This is a genomic window from Diaphorobacter sp. LR2014-1, from assembly GCF_002916785.1.
Lineage (GTDB): Bacteria > Pseudomonadota > Gammaproteobacteria > Burkholderiales > Burkholderiaceae_C > Diaphorobacter > Diaphorobacter nitroreducens.
Window position 1 is genome coordinate 2,501 of sequence record NZ_MTBE01000029.1, and the last position, 16,425, is coordinate 18,925.

The 16,425-nt window shown below is 63.1% G+C and carries 13 protein-coding genes and 2 rRNA genes (1 of these 15 running past the window's edge); 14 read left to right on the forward strand and 1 reads right to left on the reverse strand.

What is annotated here, in order from left to right; all coding sequences use genetic code 11:
* The 13 genes from BV908_RS16785 to BV908_RS16845 form a co-directional block, all read left to right on the forward strand.
* Positions 1 to 2,649: ribosomal RNA gene (locus BV908_RS16785) — 23S ribosomal RNA — on the forward strand; it begins 227 nt to the left of the window's first position.
* A 120-nt stretch (positions 2,650 to 2,769) separates the two neighbouring features.
* A 5S ribosomal RNA gene (gene rrf / locus BV908_RS16790) occupies positions 2,770 to 2,882 on the forward strand.
* A gap of 74 nt (positions 2,883 to 2,956) precedes the next feature.
* Positions 2,957 to 3,694 carry a 16S rRNA pseudouridine(516) synthase gene (locus BV908_RS16795; RefSeq protein ID WP_103738717.1) on the forward strand — a complete coding sequence of 246 codons (738 nt, stop codon included), beginning with the start codon at positions 2,957 to 2,959 and terminating at the stop codon, positions 3,692 to 3,694.
* 162 nt (positions 3,695 to 3,856) lie between these two features.
* Positions 3,857 to 4,828 (forward strand): YncE family protein, encoded by a 972-nt coding sequence (locus BV908_RS16800; RefSeq protein WP_246867536.1) that lies wholly within the window; start codon positions 3,857 to 3,859, stop codon positions 4,826 to 4,828.
* On the forward strand, positions 4,815 to 5,651 hold the full coding sequence (locus BV908_RS16805; RefSeq protein WP_210434036.1) for a polysaccharide deacetylase family protein: 837 nt from the start codon (positions 4,815 to 4,817) through the stop codon (positions 5,649 to 5,651). Before BV908_RS16800 ends, BV908_RS16805 begins: the two co-directional genes overlap by 14 nt.
* 50 nt (positions 5,652 to 5,701) lie before the next feature.
* Positions 5,702 to 6,700, forward strand: coding sequence for a sterol desaturase family protein (locus tag BV908_RS16810; RefSeq protein ID WP_103738719.1), 999 nt, complete (start codon positions 5,702 to 5,704; stop codon positions 6,698 to 6,700).
* Between the two features lie 27 nt (positions 6,701 to 6,727).
* Entirely contained in the window at positions 6,728 to 7,618 is an 891-nt protein-coding gene (locus BV908_RS16815; RefSeq protein ID WP_246867534.1) for an EI24 domain-containing protein, read from the forward strand.
* Entirely contained in the window at positions 7,615 to 8,436 is an 822-nt protein-coding gene (locus BV908_RS16820) for a molybdopterin-binding protein (protein ID WP_088887341.1), read from the forward strand. The genes BV908_RS16815 and BV908_RS16820 overlap by 4 nt, the downstream gene beginning before the upstream one ends.
* Before the next feature lie 156 nt (positions 8,437 to 8,592).
* Positions 8,593 to 10,008 (forward strand): type I glutamate--ammonia ligase, encoded by a 1,416-nt coding sequence (glnA, locus tag BV908_RS16825; protein ID WP_047351607.1) that lies wholly within the window; start codon positions 8,593 to 8,595, stop codon positions 10,006 to 10,008.
* A gap of 205 nt (positions 10,009 to 10,213) precedes the next feature.
* On the forward strand, positions 10,214 to 10,717 hold the full coding sequence (locus BV908_RS16830) for a hypothetical protein (protein WP_015912808.1): 504 nt from the start codon (positions 10,214 to 10,216) through the stop codon (positions 10,715 to 10,717).
* A 34-nt stretch (positions 10,718 to 10,751) separates the two neighbouring features.
* Entirely contained in the window at positions 10,752 to 11,822 is a 1,071-nt protein-coding gene (glnL, locus tag BV908_RS16835) for a nitrogen regulation protein NR(II) (RefSeq protein WP_047351613.1), read from the forward strand.
* 51 nt (positions 11,823 to 11,873) lie between these two features.
* Positions 11,874 to 13,409, forward strand: coding sequence for a nitrogen regulation protein NR(I) (gene ntrC, locus BV908_RS16840; protein WP_103738720.1), 1,536 nt, complete (start codon positions 11,874 to 11,876; stop codon positions 13,407 to 13,409).
* Positions 13,410 to 13,591: 182 nt separating this feature from the next.
* Positions 13,592 to 14,545, forward strand: a complete 954-nt coding sequence (locus BV908_RS16845) for a PA2169 family four-helix-bundle protein (RefSeq protein ID WP_103738721.1) — start codon at positions 13,592 to 13,594, stop codon at positions 14,543 to 14,545.
* 42 nt (positions 14,546 to 14,587) lie between these two features.
* On the opposite strand, the gene xth is transcribed toward BV908_RS16845, so the two are convergent.
* Complete coding sequence (gene xth / locus BV908_RS16850) at positions 14,588 to 15,364, reverse strand: exodeoxyribonuclease III (protein ID WP_103738722.1); 777 nt, start codon at positions 15,362 to 15,364, stop codon at positions 14,588 to 14,590.
* Positions 15,365 to 15,505: 141 nt separating this feature from the next.
* On the opposite strand from xth, the gene BV908_RS22235 reads away from it, so the two are divergent.
* Positions 15,506 to 16,285, forward strand: coding sequence for a hypothetical protein (locus BV908_RS22235; protein WP_139222798.1), 780 nt, complete (start codon positions 15,506 to 15,508; stop codon positions 16,283 to 16,285).
* Positions 16,286 to 16,425: the final 140 nt, after the last annotated feature.

Sequence of the window (16,425 nt, forward strand, 5' to 3'; positions counted from 1 at the left end):
TTCCGAAAGTAGTGGCGAGCGAAATCGGAGGAGCCTTCTAGTGATAGCGCGACTGTTAGCAAAGCGGCATGGAAAGGCCGGCCATAGTGGGTGATAGCCCCGTATGCGAAAACAGACGTGTGGTACTGGGCTAGAGAAAAGTAGGGCGGGGCACGAGAAACCCTGTCTGAACATGGGGGGACCATCCTCCAAGGCTAAATACTCATCATCGACCGATAGTGAACCAGTACCGTGAGGGAAAGGCGAAAAGAACCCCGGGAGGGGAGTGAAATAGATCCTGAAACCGCATGCTTACAAAAAGTCGGAGCCCTTAGGGGTGACGGCGTACCTTTTGTATAATGGGTCAGCGACTTACATTCAGTGGCGAGCTTAACCGAATAGGGGAGGCGTAGAGAAATCGAGTCCGAACAGGGCGTTCAGTCGCTGGGTGTAGACCCGAAACCAAGTGATCTATCCATGGCCAGGATGAAGGTGCCGTAACAGGTACTGGAGGTCCGAACCGACTAGTGTTGCAAAACTAGCGGATGAGCTGTGGATAGGGGTGAAAGGCTAAACAAACTTGGAAATAGCTGGTTCTCTCCGAAAACTATTTAGGTAGTGCCTCAAGTATTACCTGCGGGGGTAGAGCACTGTTTTGGCTAGGGGGTCATGGCGACTTACCAAACCAAGGCAAACTCCGAATACTGCAGAGTACAGCTTGGGAGACAGAGCACCGGGTGCTAACGTCCGGACTCAAGAGGGAAACAACCCAGACCGCCAGCTAAGGTCCCTAAAATTGGCTAAGTGGGAAACGAAGTGGGAAGGCTAAAACAGTCAGGATGTTGGCTTAGAAGCAGCCATCATTTAAAGAAAGCGTAATAGCTCACTGATCGAGTCGTCCTGCGCGGAAGATGTAACGGGGCTAAGCCAGTTACCGAAGCTGCGGATGTGCAATTTATTGCACGTGGTAGGAGAGCGTTCTGTAAGCCTGTGAAGGTGTCTGGTAACGGATGCTGGAGGTATCAGAAGTGCGAATGCTGACATGAGTAGCGTTAAAGCGGGTGAAAAGCCCGCTCGCCGTAAGCGCAAGGTTTCCTACGCAACGTTCATCGGCGTAGGGTGAGTCGGCCCCTAAGGCGAGGCAGAGATGCGTAGCTGATGGGAAACAGGTCAATATTCCTGTACCGATCAATAGTGCGATGTGGGGACGGAGAAGGTTAGCTCAGCCAACTGTTGGATATGTTGGTTCAAGCCTGTAGTCGTGCCTGGTAGGCAAATCCGCCGGGCTTAGATGAGGGGTGATAACGAGTCTGCTTGCAGACGAAGTGAGTGATACCCTGCTTCCAGGAAAAGCCACTAAGCTTCAGCTATTGACGACCGTACCGCAAACCGACACTGGTGCGCGAGATGAGTATTCTAAGGCGCTTGAGAGAACTCAGGAGAAGGAACTCGGCAAATTGATACCGTAACTTCGGGAGAAGGTATGCCGCAAGTAGGTGAACTTGTACAAAGGGAGCCCAAAGCGGTTGCAAAAAATCGGTGGCTGCGACTGTTTAATAAAAACACAGCACTCTGCAAACACGAAAGTGGACGTATAGGGTGTGACGCCTGCCCGGTGCTGGAAGATTAAATGATGGGGTGCAAGCTCTTGATTGAAGTCCCAGTAAACGGCGGCCGTAACTATAACGGTCCTAAGGTAGCGAAATTCCTTGTCGGGTAAGTTCCGACCTGCACGAATGGCGTAACGATGGCCACACTGTCTCCTCCTGAGACTCAGCGAAGTTGAAATGTTTGTGATGATGCAATCTCCCCGCGGAAAGACGGAAAGACCCCATGAACCTTTACTGTAGCTTTGTATTGGACTTTGAACGGATCTGTGTAGGATAGGTGGGAGGCTTTGAAGTGAGGTCGCTAGATCTCATGGAGCCAACGTTGAAATACCACCCTGGTGCGTTTGAGGTTCTAACCTAGGTCCATTAGCTGGATCGGGGACAGTGCATGGTAGGCAGTTTGACTGGGGCGGTCTCCTCCCAAAGCGTAACGGAGGAGTTCGAAGGTACGCTAGTTACGGTCGGACATCGTGACGATAGTGCAATGGCATAAGCGTGCTTAACTGCGAGACTGACAAGTCGAGCAGATGCGAAAGCAGGACATAGTGATCCGGTGGTTCTGTATGGAAGGGCCATCGCTCAACGGATAAAAGGTACTCTGGGGATAACAGGCTGATACCGCCCAAGAGTTCATATCGACGGCGGTGTTTGGCACCTCGATGTCGGCTCATCTCATCCTGGGGCTGTAGTCGGTCCCAAGGGTATGGCTGTTCGCCATTTAAAGAGGTACGTGAGCTGGGTTTAAAACGTCGTGAGACAGTTTGGTCCCTATCTTCCGTGGGCGCTGCAGATTTGAGGAAGCCTGCTCCTAGTACGAGAGGACCGGAGTGGACACACCTCTGGTGTATCGGTTGTCACGCCAGTGGCATTGCCGAGTAGCTAAGTGTGGAAGAGATAACCGCTGAAAGCATCTAAGCGGGAAACTCGTTTCAAGATGAGATCTGCCGGGGCCTTGAGCCCCCTGAAGGGTCGTTGTAGACCACGACGTTGATAGGCTGGGTGTGGAAGTGCAGCAATGCATTAAGTTAACCAGTACTAATTGCCCGTGCGGCTTGACCCTATAACTTTGACTGCCAATCGCAGTTCAAGACTGTTATGCCAAGTACGCAATCAAATCCACGCTGATTCACAGACTCTATGAATTCGCTGTGCAGTCCTCACTGCTCAGCAACCCTTTATGCCTGATGACCATAGCAAGTTGGTACCACTCCTTCCCATCCCGAACAGGACAGTGAAACGACTTCGCGCCGATGATAGTGCGGGTTCCCGTGTGAAAGTAGGTCATCGTCAGGCTCTTACAGCCCAAACCGCCCTCCCACTAAAACAGTGGGAGGGCGTTTTGCTTTGCAGCGATAACGCCGTATTTCATGCAGCTTCAGGACATTCTCTATTCGCAAGGATTCGGCACGCGCCGCATTTGCGCCGGCTTGATTCAGCAGGGCAGAGTTGCCATTCATGCGACAGGCACCCTAGAGCCCACGATCTGCCAAGACGCGACGCAGGATATTGATGTCGAAGGTTTGGTGTTGCGCGTTCAAGGAGTGGATTGGCCATACCAACCCAGGGCCTATGTCATGCTCCATAAGCCTGCAGGAACCGAGTGTTCGCAAAAGCCATCGGCCTATCCCAGCATCTACACGTTGTTGCCCGCTCCGCTTAGGCAGAGGCCCAGCAAGGGTTCTGTAGATGGTGTGCAGGCCGTGGGGCGCTTGGACCAGGACACCACCGGTTTGCTGTTACTCAGTGACGATGGGCAATTCATCCACCGCATGAGTTCGCCCAAAAAGCATGTGCCAAAGGTGTACCGTGTGACTGCCAAGCATCCGCTGACCAAGGAGCAGGTCGACCGCTTGCTGGCAGGTGTGGTGCTCGATGATGACCCACGCCCTGTGCGGGCGGCTGCCTGCGCGCTAGTCGACGCGCATGTGCTTGACCTGACCCTGACGGAAGGAAAGTACCACCAAGTGAAGCGCATGATCGCCGCGGTAGGCAATCGGGTGGAAGCCTTGCATCGGTCGCACATCGGCCGTTTGGCATTGCCGGCGGATATGCAGCCGGGGGAGTGGCGTTGGCTCGGCGAAGAGGAACTCGCCCTGCTGCGGTAGCGAAAGACAGACAAGTGGTCTGCGCCCGTCGCGATCCAATAGGCGATTGCGTCAACGTCGCGCACATCGCGTCCGTTGTCTGCAAGTCACTTCTGTGAGTGATGTCCGAATGTTCGCAGGCGGGTGCCCAGTAGGAAGGGGAGCAGGGTGGTCAATCAGATGATGAGGCGCGTGGCATGCGCGTGGTGGGCTGCTTGGCTGGTGTGGGGAACATCCGCTGGTGCGAGTGAGCCACCGGTGTTCGTTCTCAATTCGCTGCAGGCGGACATCAGCGTCATCGACCCCGCGACCTGGACCGAAATCGGCCGTATTGCCACTGGCAAGGAGCCGCACCACCTGTACCTCACGCCTGACGAGAAATCGCTGATTGTTGCCAACGCGCTCGGCGATAGCCTGACCTTCGTGGACCCGGCCACAGCGCAAGTGCAGCGTACGGTGCGGGGGATCGTGGATCCTTACCACTTGCGGTTTTCACCTGACATGAAATGGCTGGTCACGGCCGCCAACCGCCTCAACCATGTGGACTTCTACCGTTGGGACGGCAAGGAGCTCACGCTCGTGCAGCGCGTGTCCACTGGCAAGACGCCAAGCCACCTGTGGATCGATGCCGGCAGCCGCACGGTGTATTCGACCATGCAGGACAGCGATGAGCTGGTGGCCATCGATATATCGACGCAAAAGGTCAAGTGGCGCACGAAGACAGGTGCCATGCCGGCGGATGTGTACGGCAGCCCCGACGGCAAGCATCTTTTTGTAGGCCTTACCGGCAGCGATAGCGTGGAGGTCTTCGATATTGCCGGTGAGCAGCCGCGCAGCGTGCAACGCATCAAGACGGGAGATGGCGCCCATGCCTTTCGCGCTGCGGGCGACGGTCGCCATCTGTTCGTGAGCAACCGAGTGGCCAATACCATCAGCAAGATCGACATGCAGGCGCTGCGCGTGGTGGATGGCTATCCGGCGCCCGGCGGGCCGGACTGCATGGATGTCTCGGCGGATGGTCGCTGGCTCTACGTCAGCGCCCGCTGGGCGCGCAAGATGCTCGTGATCGACACGGTGGAGCGCAAGGTGGCACGGGCCGTTCAAGTGGGCAAGTCTCCCCACGGCGTTTGGACACTCCGACATGCCAAGCGCTGAGCCACGCGGCCGCTCCCCCGGAGCACGGCGGACGTGGCATATTTGTTGTGCTTCAATTTTGATAGCTGCTTGCGCTTATCCAGCAAGCGCTACAGGTCAAAATGACTGCAAAGGCGCGGTGTACCTGACTTTTGACACTGGCCACATGGGCGTTGCGCATCTGGTGGCCGAGGTGCTGCAGCGCCAGCAGGTCAAGGCGACCTTCTTTGCCGCAGACGAACCGACTCAGACGGGCGGCAGCAGCCTGGATGGCTACTGGGCGCCCTGGTGGCGCGCGCGCGCTGCAGAAGGGCACGAGTTCGCATCGCACACGCTGCACCATGTGTACTGGCGTGCCGACCAGGGGACGCCGCTGCAGCCGCGGTTCAAGGTCAGGCCATCGGCCGGTCCTCAGGCAGGTCAGGACCTGACGATGACGGGGGCGCAATACTGCGCACAGATCGATGGCGCTGCGAGCCGGTTGCGTGTCCTGACGGGCCGGGAGCCGCTCCCGCTATTCCGCGCGCCGGGCGGCAAGACCTCGCAGCGCCTGCTGGAGGCTGCCAAATCCTGCGGTTATACGCATGTGGGATGGAGTGCTGCAGGGTTCCTCGGGGACGAGCTGCCCAGTGACCACTACAGCAATGCGGCCCTGCTGGAGCGCGCGTTGCGCACCGTTCGTGACGGCGACATCCTGCTGGCGCATCTGGGCATCTGGTCCCGCAAGGATCCATGGGCACCCGCTGTGCTGGAACCTCTCGTCAAAGGCCTGAAGGCGCGGGGCCTGTGCTTTCGCACGCTGCGCGAGCATCCTGTGTACGGAGCACAAGCGCAGAGAAAATGACACAACGCCCGGCTATGCTGCCGCGCACCCACGCAACGCCACGGTGACTCATGTCAGGGCTGACCTATTTATTCGATACCGCGCAGCAATGGCTGTTCGAGACGCTGGTACAGCCCGCGCTCTTCATGCTGGGCCAGGCCAATGTGCTGGAGGACGGTTATGCCGCCACCGGGTGGCTGCTGGTGGGACTGCTGCAACTGGGGGTGATGGTCGCGGTGATCGGGCCTTTGGAGCGTTGGCGCCCGGTGGAGCCGTTGCGCGACCGTGGTGCCGTGCACGTGGACATGCTTTACACGCTGATCCATCGCCTGGGTCTTTTTCGCCTGGCACTGTTCTTCACCACGGAGCCTCTGTGGAATGCACTGTTTGGCGCCCTGCGCGCCCATGGCTGGAAGACCCTGCAGCTTGATGCGCTCTGGCCGGGTGTCTCCGACTTGCCCGTCGTGAGCCTGCTGCTGTACCTGCTGGTGTTCGACTTCGTGGACTATGCGATCCACCGCGGACAGCACCGCTTTGAATGGTGGTGGAGGCTGCATGCGCTCCACCATTCGCAGCGGCAGATGACGATGTGGAGCGACAACCGCAACCATCTGCTGGACGATCTGCTGCGCGATGCCATCATCGTGTTCGTCGCGCAGTGCATCGGTGTGGCGCCGGGGCAGTTTGTCGCCATCGTGGCCCTCACTCAGCTCAGCGAGAACCTGCACCACGCCAACCTGCGCCTGTGGTTCGGCCAGGGTGGCGAGCGCCTGTGGGTCAGCCCGCGTTTCCACCGCATGCACCACGCCATGGGCCTGGGCCCTGAAGCTGCACCTGGGCAGGGAACCCATCAGCACCCGCATGCGGCAGTGCCGGGGGGCAACAACTTCGGCGTGTTGTTGCCGTGGTGGGACATGTTGTTCGGTACGGCCAACTTCGAGCACCGCTACGAGCCCACGGGCGTGCGCGACCAGGTGGAGGCGGACGCGGACGGCCGCGTGCGTGATTACGGGCGGGGGTTCTGGGCGCAGCAGTGGCGCGGCCTGCTGCGGCTGGTGGGGCGGGCGTAGAGAGCCGATCGCGCTATGCTCGCGCGCATGGGGCTTTTCATCGATTCCTTCTGGCGCGCAGTGGGCTATTGCCTGATGCCGCGCGTCATTGCGCTGTCGCTGTTGCCGCTGGTGCTGATCACGGTGGTGGCGCTGGGCGGCGGCTACCTGTTCTGGACAACTGCCGTGGCCTGGACGCAGACGGCGCTGGAAAGCTCCACCTGGCTGGGCCTGCTGTGGGGGTGGCTGCACAACTTTGGCGTGGATAACCTGCCCGTGGCGCTAGCGCCGCTGCTGGTGCTCATGGGCGCCACGCCACTGATCGTCATTGTCTGCGTGCTCGCGGTGGCCGTATTGATGGCCCCTGCCATCGTGACTCTGGTGGCGCAGCGGCGTTTTGCGCAACTGCAGCGCAAGCGGGGCGGTTCATTCCTCGCCAGCGTGCTGTGGTCTCTGGGGTCGACCATCGCGGCGCTCATTGCGCTGGTGCTGTCCATGCCGCTGTGGCTGGTCCCGCCGCTGGTGTTGATCCTGCCTCCGCTTATCTGGGGATGGCTCACCTACCGGGTCATGGCCTTTGACGCACTGGCCGAACACGCGAGCAAGCCGGAGCGGCAGGAGATTTTCAAGCGCCATCAGCTCAGCCTGCTGAGCATTGGCGTGCTGAGCGGATTTCTAGGGGCCGCGCCCGGCATTGTCTGGGCGTCGGGCGTGGTGTTCGCAGCGGCGTTCCTCGTCCTGGTGCCGATCGCCATCTGGATCTACACGCTGGTGTTCGCCTTCTCATCGCTGTGGTTCACGCATTTCTGTCTGGCCGCGCTGCAACAGCTGCGCGAGCAGCGAGGCGAACGGCCGCCGGGCGATACGCCTGCAACCGCCGCGCCCGCAACGCCAGCGCCTTCTTTGCCATCCTCGTCTCACCTGCAGGACAACCCATGACACCGGCTTTCGGCCTCATCATCGTTGGCGATGAAATCCTCTCGGGCAAGCGGGCGGACAAGCACCTCGCCAAGGTCATCGAACTGCTTGCGGCACGCGGGCTTGCGCTGTCCTATGCGGACTACGTAGGCGACGACCGTCCGCGCATCACGGCGGCGCTGCAGCGGGCCTTTGCCTCGTCGGACATCGTGTTCAGCTGCGGCGGCATTGGTGCCACTCCCGACGACCACACGCGCCAGTGCGCGGCGGCCGCGCTGCAGCGCCCGTTGGTCCTGCACCCCGAGGCCAAGCGCCTGATCACCGAGCGCATGCAGGATGTGGCACGGGAGCAGGGCGAGGCGTTCGACCCCGACCGCGCCGACAATCTGCATCGGCTGAACATGGGCGTTTTTCCTGAGGGCGCGCGCATCATTCCCAACCCTTACAACAAGATCCCCGGCTTCTCGTGTGACGGCCCTGGGGGCGGCATGGTGCATTTCGTGCCGGGGTTCCCGGTCATGGCTTGGCCTATGGTGGACTGGGCACTCCAGCATTACTGTGCCCCGTGGTTCAACCAGCAGCCGCAGATGGAGCGCTCCGTCGTGCTTTATGGCGCGATGGAGGCCGCGCTGACCCCGCTCATGGAGCGGGTCGAGGCCGGACATCCGGGGATCAAGGTGTTCAGCCTGCCGAGCGTGGACCATCCGGTGCACGGGCGCCATGTGGAATTGGGCGTCAAGGGGGCCGCTGCCCTGGTGCCGGCCGCGTGGCAGGCGCTGCAGGAAGGTTTGCACCAAACAGGTGCGTCCATAGGCCCTGAAATGGTGCGCAAATGGTAAGAAGGCGGGCCACTTAAAATCCTGCACGCGATTGGTGCGCCGCCGCGGGGCTCTGCGCCCGGCTTGCCCCGTACGGGTGTCCCCATTCGCTGGCACGCAAACTGCTTTTCTGTGCGCATCATTGTTGATGAGCACTTCTATCCCTGGAGAACCCTGATGGCCAAGACCGTTGCAGACGTGATGAAGATGGTGAAGGAAAACGAAGTCAAGTTCGTGGACTTCCGCTTCACGGATACCCGCGGCAAGGAACAGCACGTCACCGTGCCGATCTCGCACTTCGACGAAGACAAGTTCGCCTCGGGCCATGCGTTCGACGGCTCGTCGGTCGCCGGCTGGAAGGGTATCGAGGCGTCGGACATGCTGCTCATGCCCGATCCGAACACCGCCAACATCGACCCGTTCTTCGAAGAAACCACCATGATCATGGCGTGTGACGTGGTGGAGCCGGCCGACGGCAAGGCCTACGACCGCGACCCGCGCTCCATCGCCAAGCGCGCCGAGGCGTACCTGAAGGCCTCCGGCATGGGCGACACGGCCTATTTCGGCCCGGAGCCCGAGTTCTTCATCTTCGACGGCGTGCGCTGGAGCACCGATCCCAACCACACCTTCTACGAGATCGAAGAGTACGAAGCCCCCTGGAATACCGGCGCCAAGCTCGAAGGCGGCAACCGTGGCCACCGTCCCACCACCAAGGGCGGCTATTTCCCCGTGCCCCCGGTCGACAGCACGCAGGACATGCGCGCAGAGATGTCCCTGATCCTTGAATCCCTGGGCATTCCGGTCGAGGTGTTCCACCACGAAGTGGCCGGTGCCGGCCAGAACGAGATCGGCACCCGGTTCAGCACGCTGGTGGAGCGTGCCGACTGGACCATGCTGCAGAAGTACGTGATCCACAACGTGGCCAACGCCTACGGCAAGACCGCCACCTTCATGCCCAAGCCCTACCACGGCGACAACGGGTCGGGCATGCACGTGCACCAGTCGGTCTGGAAGGACGGCAAGAACCTGTTCGCCGGCGACGGCTATGCGGGTCTGTCGGACTTCGCGCTGTACTACATCGGCGGCATCATCAAGCACGCCCGCGCACTGAACGCCATCACGAACCCTGGCACCAACAGCTACAAGCGTCTGGTGCCGCACTTCGAGGCGCCGGTGAAGCTGGCCTACTCGGCCAAGAACCGCTCGGCCTCCATCCGCATACCGTTCGTGGCCAACCCGAAGGGCCGCCGTGTGGAAGCGCGCTTCCCCGATCCGCTGATGAACCCCTACCTGGGCTTTGCGGCCCTGCTGATGGCGGGTCTGGACGGCGTGGAAAACAAGATCCACCCGGGCGAAGCCGCTACCAAGGACCTGTACCACCTGCCGCCCGAGGAAGACAAGCTGGTGCCCACCGTGTGCCACAGCCTGGACCAGGCGCTGGAAGCGCTGGACAAGGACCGCGCGTTCCTGACCAAGGGCGGCGTGTTCACCGACTCCATGCTCGACGCCTACATCGAGCTGAAGATGCAGGAAGTCACGCGCTTCCGCATGGCCGTGCATCCCGTCGAGTACGACATGTACTACTCGCTGTGATGGCAGGGGCTCAGGCCCCGGCTGTTGTCAACAGGGCGGCTCCGGCCGCCTTTTTCTATGGGCGGGCTGCGTGCCGGGTGGACGGAGCACGGCAGCCCGTCGCACCAAAACCGCAGCGTTGGGCCGCCGCAATTGGCGGGTTGGAATGATTGGGGGATACTCACCGGCACCGCGCATGCCCGACGCATGCCATGTGAGGAATTCGATGAAAAGCACTTTGTTCGCCCTGACCGTTATCGCCGCCGTGCTGCAGCCCGCCTGGGCGCAGGACCGCATCTACCGCTGCGGCAACGAATACACCAACAACGCCACGCAGGCCAAGGAGCGCGGCTGCAAGCTCGTGGAAGGTGGCAATGTGACGGTGCTGCAGGGTTCGCGACCGGCGGCGGCCTCCTCGGGCGGCAGCGCCGGCGCTTCCGGTGCCAGCGCCAGCAGTTCGCCCGCGAACGCTCCGCGCGTGGGCGCGGCCGACCAACGTGCGCGCGACGCCGATGCGCGCGCCATCCTGGAGTCTGAACTGAGCAAGGCGGAAACCCGCCTGGCCGAGTTGCGCAAGGAGTACAACGACGGCTCGCCTCAGCGCACGGCGCTGGAGCTGCGCAACCCGCAGGGCTACATCGAGCGCACGGCCGAGCTCAAGGCCAGCGTGGCCCGGGCCGAGGCCGATGTGGCCGGCATCAAGCGCGAACTCTCGCGCCTGAACAAGTAAGCGCCGCGGTCCCTGCGTGCGGCACGAAGGCGCGATCATCCAAGAGCCCACCCCAACGGACCGCTACCAGGCGCTGGACCTCGTCTCCACGCTGATTGCCGTGCTGCACCCCGGCGGGGCGGCCCTCTTCGTCAACGCAGCGCTGGAAAACGCCCTGGGCCTGTCGCGCCGCACGCTGGAAGGCGTGGACTTCGCCGGCCTGTTCACCGATCCGACCATCCTGCAGACGGCGCTGGCCGGCGCGCGCGGGCGCGACTTCGCGGCGCTGCGCTTCGAAGCCGTGCTGCGCCGCTCGCCGCAGGAGCCTTTGCCGGTGCACGCCAGCGTGGCGGTGGTGGAGCACAGCGGCGACGTGATCGTGGAGCTGTGGCCCCTGGAGGCGCAGGCGCGCCAGGACCGCGAGGAGCGGCTGCGCGAGCAGGCGCAGGCCAACAAGGAGCTGATCCGCAATCTGGCGCACGAGATCAAGAACCCGCTGGGCGGCATCCGAGGGGCGGCGCAGCTGCTGGAGATGGAGCTGGAAAGCCGCGACCTGACCGAGTACACCCAGGTCATCATCCACGAGGCCGACCGCCTGCAAAGCCTGGTGGATCGGCTGCTGGCGCCGCACCGCCACCCGCACCTCGTCGGCGATGTGAATATCCACGAAGTCTGCGAGCGCGTGCGCTCCCTGGTACTGGTTGAGCATCCGCAGGGCCTGGCCGTGCTGCGCGACTATGACACCTCCATCCCTGAGTTTCGCGGCGACCGCGCGCAGCTCATCCAGGCCGTGCTGAACATCGTGCAGAACGCGGCGCAGGCGTTGCACGAGCGCATTGCCGCGGGCGACGCGGTCATCACGCTGCGCACGCGCGTGGCGCGGCAGGTCACGTTCGGGCGCCAACGCTACCGGCTGGCATTGGAATTGCATGTCATCGACAACGGACCGGGCGTGCCCGAAGCCATCAAGGAGCGGATCTTCTATCCGCTGGTGACGGGGCGGGACGGGGGATCGGGACTGGGCTTGACGCTGGCGCAAACCTTTGTGCAGCGACACCATGGGCTCATTGAGTGCGAGAGCCAGCCGGGCCGCACCGACTTCCGCATCCTCATACCACTGCCTTGAGTCCCTGACACGCACGACCCCAACGGGTAAAGGTAAAGGGAGCTGGAACACATGAAGCCGATCTGGATAGTAGACGACGACCCCTCGATCCGCTTCGTCCTCGAAAAGGCGCTGGCGCGCGAAAACCTGCCCACGCGCAGCTTCACGCAGGCGCGCGATGTACTGGACGCGCTGGCCGACGTAGCCGCGGGCGACCCCACCCACCAGGGACCGCAGGTCCTGGTGAGCGATATCCGCATGCCGGGTGGCTCCGGCCTGCAATTGCTGGAGAAGGTGCGCGGCCTGCAACCTGGTCTGCCGGTCATCGTGATGACGGCGTATTCCGACCTGGACAGCGCCGTGTCCGCCTTCCAGGGCGGCGCCTTCGAATACCTGCCCAAGCCGTTCGACCTGCCCAAGGCGGTGGAGCTGATCCGCCGCGCCGTGGAGGAGAGCCAGCGCGAGGAGGTCGCCGAGCAGCAGCTCACCGCGATGCCCGAGATGCTGGGCCAGGCACCCGCCATGCAGGACGTGTTCCGCGCCATCGGCCGGCTGAGCCAGAGCGTGGTCACGGTGCTGATCACGGGCGAATCCGGCTCGGGCAAGGAACTCGTGGCACGCGCGCTGCACAAGCACTCGCCCGTGGCGGGTGGGCCCTTCGTGGCCATCAACACTGCGGCCATCCCGAAGGACCTGCTGGAGAGCGAGCTCTTCGGCCATGAGCGCGGCGCCTTCACGGGCGCGCAGACGCAGCGGCGCGGGCGCTTCGAGCAGGCCGAGGGCGGCACGCTGTTCCTCGACGAAATCGGCGACATGCCCTTCGACCTGCAGACGCGCCTGCTGCGTGTGCTGTCGGACGGGCAGTTCTACCGCGTGGGTGGCCATGCCGCCGTGAAGGCCAATGTGCGCGTGATCGCCGCTACGCACCAGAACCTGGAGCAGCGCGTGAAGGATGGGGCCTTCCGCGAGGACCTCTTTCACCGCCTCAACGTGATCCGCCTGCGCCTGCCGGCGCTGCGCGAGCGCAGCGAAGACGTGGCCATGCTGACACGCTACTTCCTGCAGCGCAGCGCAAGGCAGCTGGGCGTGGAGCCCAAGCGCATCTCCGACGCGGCGCTGGCCCTGCTCACACGCTTTGCCTTCCCCGGCAACGTGCGCCAGCTGGAGAACATCTGCCACTGGCTGACGGTGATGGCGCCCGCGCAGGTCATCTCGGCGCAGGACCTGCCGCCCGAGGTGCTGGAGGCCACGCCGCATCCCGCCGCGCCGTTGCAGGGCGTGGCGGACGAGGTCGCCGCTGGCGCGACGAGCGCGTCGGCCCCCGCGCTGCCGCCTGCGCCGGCGGGCACGCGCACCGACCAAGCTGCGGCCCTGGATGGCATGGGCTGGGAGCCCGCGCTGGTGAGCGAGGCCCAGCAGTTGCTGCGCAGCGGCCAGGCCGACGTGTGGGACGTGCTCACGCGGCGTTTCGAGTCGCGCCTGATCCGCACGGCGCTGCAGGCCACGCACGGGCGGCGCATGGAAGCGGCGCAGCGCCTGGGCATCGGCCGCAACACCATCACGCGCAAGATCCAGGAACTGGGCCTGGATGCGCACGATGATGAGTGAAATAAGGCGCTGGCGCTTTGAGGATAAGCGCTAGCAGCTATTGATTCAATAGCATAAGACCTTGTGGCGCGCATGCATAGCGTGCGCGTGAGTCCTACAGGCAGGGGCTGCCGTCACCGACCCGATGGTGCCCGGGGGGGCTTCAACAATGAATTCATTGTTCAACCAACCGGAGTCGATACATGTCGGATTTCAAGGATGCCAATCGTGACCCCCTGACCAACGAACCGGGGGCCCACCCCATCGGCACGGGCGTAGGCGCCGCGGGCGGAGCCGTTGCGGGCGCCGCCACGGGCGCCATCGGCGGCCCCATCGGTGCTGCCGTGGGCGGTGTGGCGGGAGCCATTGTCGGCGGTCTGGCCGGCAAGGCGGCGGCCGAGGCGGTCAACCCCACGGCCGAGGACGCCTACTGGCGTGAAACCTATCAGCGCGAACCGTACTACGTGACCGGCCGGGCCTACGAAGAATACCGCCCCGCCTATGAGATGGGCTGGAGCGCCGCCAGCCGCTACCCCGGTGATTTTGAAACGGTGGAGCCCGAACTGTCGCGCGACTGGGGCCGTGCCCGGGCCCAAAGCTCGCTGGAATGGGCGCAGGCCCAGCCCGCCGCGCGCGCCGCGTGGGACCGCGTGCGCCGCAACCCCACGGTAACCGCGTCGGGCACCGCGGCAGGCGCCACGCTGATGGACAACGAGGACGTGGTGGACGTGCTGGACGATCTGCTGGAATGCAGCCGCGACGGCGAGTACGGGTTTCGCACCTCGGCCGAGCGTGCGGATTCGCCCGAACTCAAGAGCCTGCTGGAGCGCCGCGCCCAGGAATGCGCAATCGCCGCCGCGGAGCTGGAGAGTGCGATCCGCAGCCACGGCGGCGAGCCCTCCAGCGGCGGCACCATGGCCGGCGCGCTGCACCGCGGCTGGGTGTCGGTGAAGGCGGCGTTGAGTACCTATGACGACAAGGCCGTGCTGGAAGAGTGCGAGCGCGGCGAGGACGTGGCCATGGCCCGCTACAACAAGGCGCTGGAAAACGCACTGCCACCCGCCGTGCGCACCCTGGTCGAGCGCCAGGCCCAGGGCGTGAAGCGCAACCACAACGAAGTGCGCGCGCTGCGCAACCGTTACCAGGCCGCGTCCTGATGGCCTTCAGCGCGGGCGCCTGTCGCCCGCGTTGGCCACCTGTCAGCCCAGCGACACCACGACCGGCGCGTGGTCGCTGGGCTGCGGATTTTTGCGCGGCGCGCGGTCGATGCGGCAGGCCGTCACGGAGGGCCGCAGCGCAGCGCTGACCAGGATGTGGTCGATGCGCAGCCCGCGGTTCTTCTGAAACCCCAGCATGCGGTAGTCCCACCACGAATAGCTCTTCTCGGGCTGATCGAACAGGCGGAAGGCGTCGGTCAGGCCGAGCCCCAGCAGGTCCTGGAAGTGCTGGCGCTCCTCTACCGTGTGGTGGATGGTGTCCTTCAAGCCCACGGGGTCGAAGGAGTCGCGGTCCTCGGGGGCCACATTGAAGTCGCCCACCAGCACCAGCCGCGGATGCGCGGCCAGCTCGGTGCGCAGCCAGTCGCGCAGCGCTTCCAGCCACAGCAGCTTGTAGCTGAACTTCTCGGTCCCTGGCGCCTGGCCATTCACGAAGTAGCAGTTCACCAGGCGCAGCGGGCCTTCAGGCGTATCCAGCGTAGCGGCGATGACGCGGGCCTGATCGTCGCCATGGCCCGGGATATTGCGCACCACGTCGCGCAGCGGCGTGCGGCTGAGGATGGCCACGCCGTTAAAGGTCTTCTGGCCGAAGCACACCGCGTGGTAGCCCGCTGCTTCGAAGGCGTCGTGCGGGAATTTCTCGTCCACCAGCTTGAGCTCTTGCAGGCCGATGGCGTCCACGGGGTTGGCCTCCAGCCAGGCCAACACCTGCGGCAGGCGCACGGAGAGGGAATTGATGTTCCAGGTGGCAATCTTCATGAGTTTGTCTAACTTATTGATTTATAAGGTAAAAATTGATTATCAAGACCTGGAAAATTGGGCTAGCTACCAGCCTAGCTACCAGCAAAAGGGGTGGTAGGAACCAACCGTTCCCTCTTGTGTGTCATGAAGAGTCATAGTATGCAACTTCATCCCAAGGCCAAAGCCGGACATCGCGGGCCTCTGTCGCGAGAGGAGGAGTTCAAGCCCGGAAAGAACACACCCTGGCTGCAGACGCCCGCTGACCTGATCGGCCCGCTGTACTTCGGCGCCGAGGACGAAACCATCCCGCCGTTTCTTCTGGCAAGCTTCGACGGCCAGCCGCCACGTCGCCGTGAATGTGGCGCGGTGCTCCTGTCTTCGAACATCGCCGACGTCTACGAAGACGGCGCCTACGAGCGCTATGGATGCGTGCTCGAGGTGTGGCTCCACAAGCGCACACGGTGGCGCTACCGCCCAGATGTCGAGCAGCCCGGTGGTCTTCAAGGCAGCGAGCCTGCAGTTTGGCGCCGCCCAGAGGATCAGAATTCCCTCGACGCGATCCGTGCCGGATCGGGTGAGCAGTGGTACGTGTGGAATCCCAGAGCCGTTTCCATCGTGCGGCGCCTTGCCTATCACGAAGCAATCCCGCTGCTGTGCGTCGCCCTGGATGAGGCGGGGCCCGCGGCCAGCTTCAATGGGCTTGTTGTTCATGATTACTCATGCATCTGGTGGGGGCGCATTCAGGGCAGTCCTCGGCTTTCGGTTCTCGCCTATCGGCAGCAGCTTGAACGCGTACTGCGACGCTATGTGGGGCGTAAGCGATCGCTTCGGCTACGAGACGCGGCTGAGCCCATGGGTGCTGCGCGCCGCGCGGTACGTGCGCGGGAACCAAGCCCTTCGGCTCGAGGGAGCTCCGGCCGAAAAGTTGAGCATTCTTGAGGGGTCCTTCGGCATCTCGAGACCGAAATGCGGTGGCGGGTGCCGTGCTCGAGCGGTGCGGCCGGTGCCTAGCTCTTCGGCGTCGAGAGCTCCTTCGCGACAAACAGAGGTGTCACTCCCAGGGTCAGCGCGCCGTGAGT

Coding starts and splice junctions, on each gene's coding strand:
- BV908_RS16795 (WP_103738717.1), top strand. CDS start 2,957: ATGCAGCTTCAGGACATTCTCTATTCGCAAGGATTCGGCACGCGCCGC.
- BV908_RS16800 (WP_246867536.1), top strand. CDS start 3,857: ATGAGGCGCGTGGCATGCGCGTGGTGGGCTGCTTGGCTGGTGTGGGGA.
- BV908_RS16805 (WP_210434036.1), top strand. CDS start 4,815: ATGCCAAGCGCTGAGCCACGCGGCCGCTCCCCCGGAGCACGGCGGACG.
- BV908_RS16810 (WP_103738719.1), top strand. CDS start 5,702: ATGTCAGGGCTGACCTATTTATTCGATACCGCGCAGCAATGGCTGTTC.
- BV908_RS16815 (WP_246867534.1), top strand. CDS start 6,728: ATGGGGCTTTTCATCGATTCCTTCTGGCGCGCAGTGGGCTATTGCCTG.
- BV908_RS16820 (WP_088887341.1), top strand. CDS start 7,615: ATGACACCGGCTTTCGGCCTCATCATCGTTGGCGATGAAATCCTCTCG.
- glnA (WP_047351607.1), top strand. CDS start 8,593: ATGGCCAAGACCGTTGCAGACGTGATGAAGATGGTGAAGGAAAACGAA.
- BV908_RS16830 (WP_015912808.1), top strand. CDS start 10,214: ATGAAAAGCACTTTGTTCGCCCTGACCGTTATCGCCGCCGTGCTGCAG.
- ntrC (WP_103738720.1), top strand. CDS start 11,874: ATGAAGCCGATCTGGATAGTAGACGACGACCCCTCGATCCGCTTCGTC.
- BV908_RS16845 (WP_103738721.1), top strand. CDS start 13,592: ATGTCGGATTTCAAGGATGCCAATCGTGACCCCCTGACCAACGAACCG.
- xth (WP_103738722.1), bottom strand. CDS start 15,364: ATGAAGATTGCCACCTGGAACATCAATTCCCTCTCCGTGCGCCTGCCG.
- BV908_RS22235 (WP_139222798.1), top strand. CDS start 15,506: ATGCAACTTCATCCCAAGGCCAAAGCCGGACATCGCGGGCCTCTGTCG.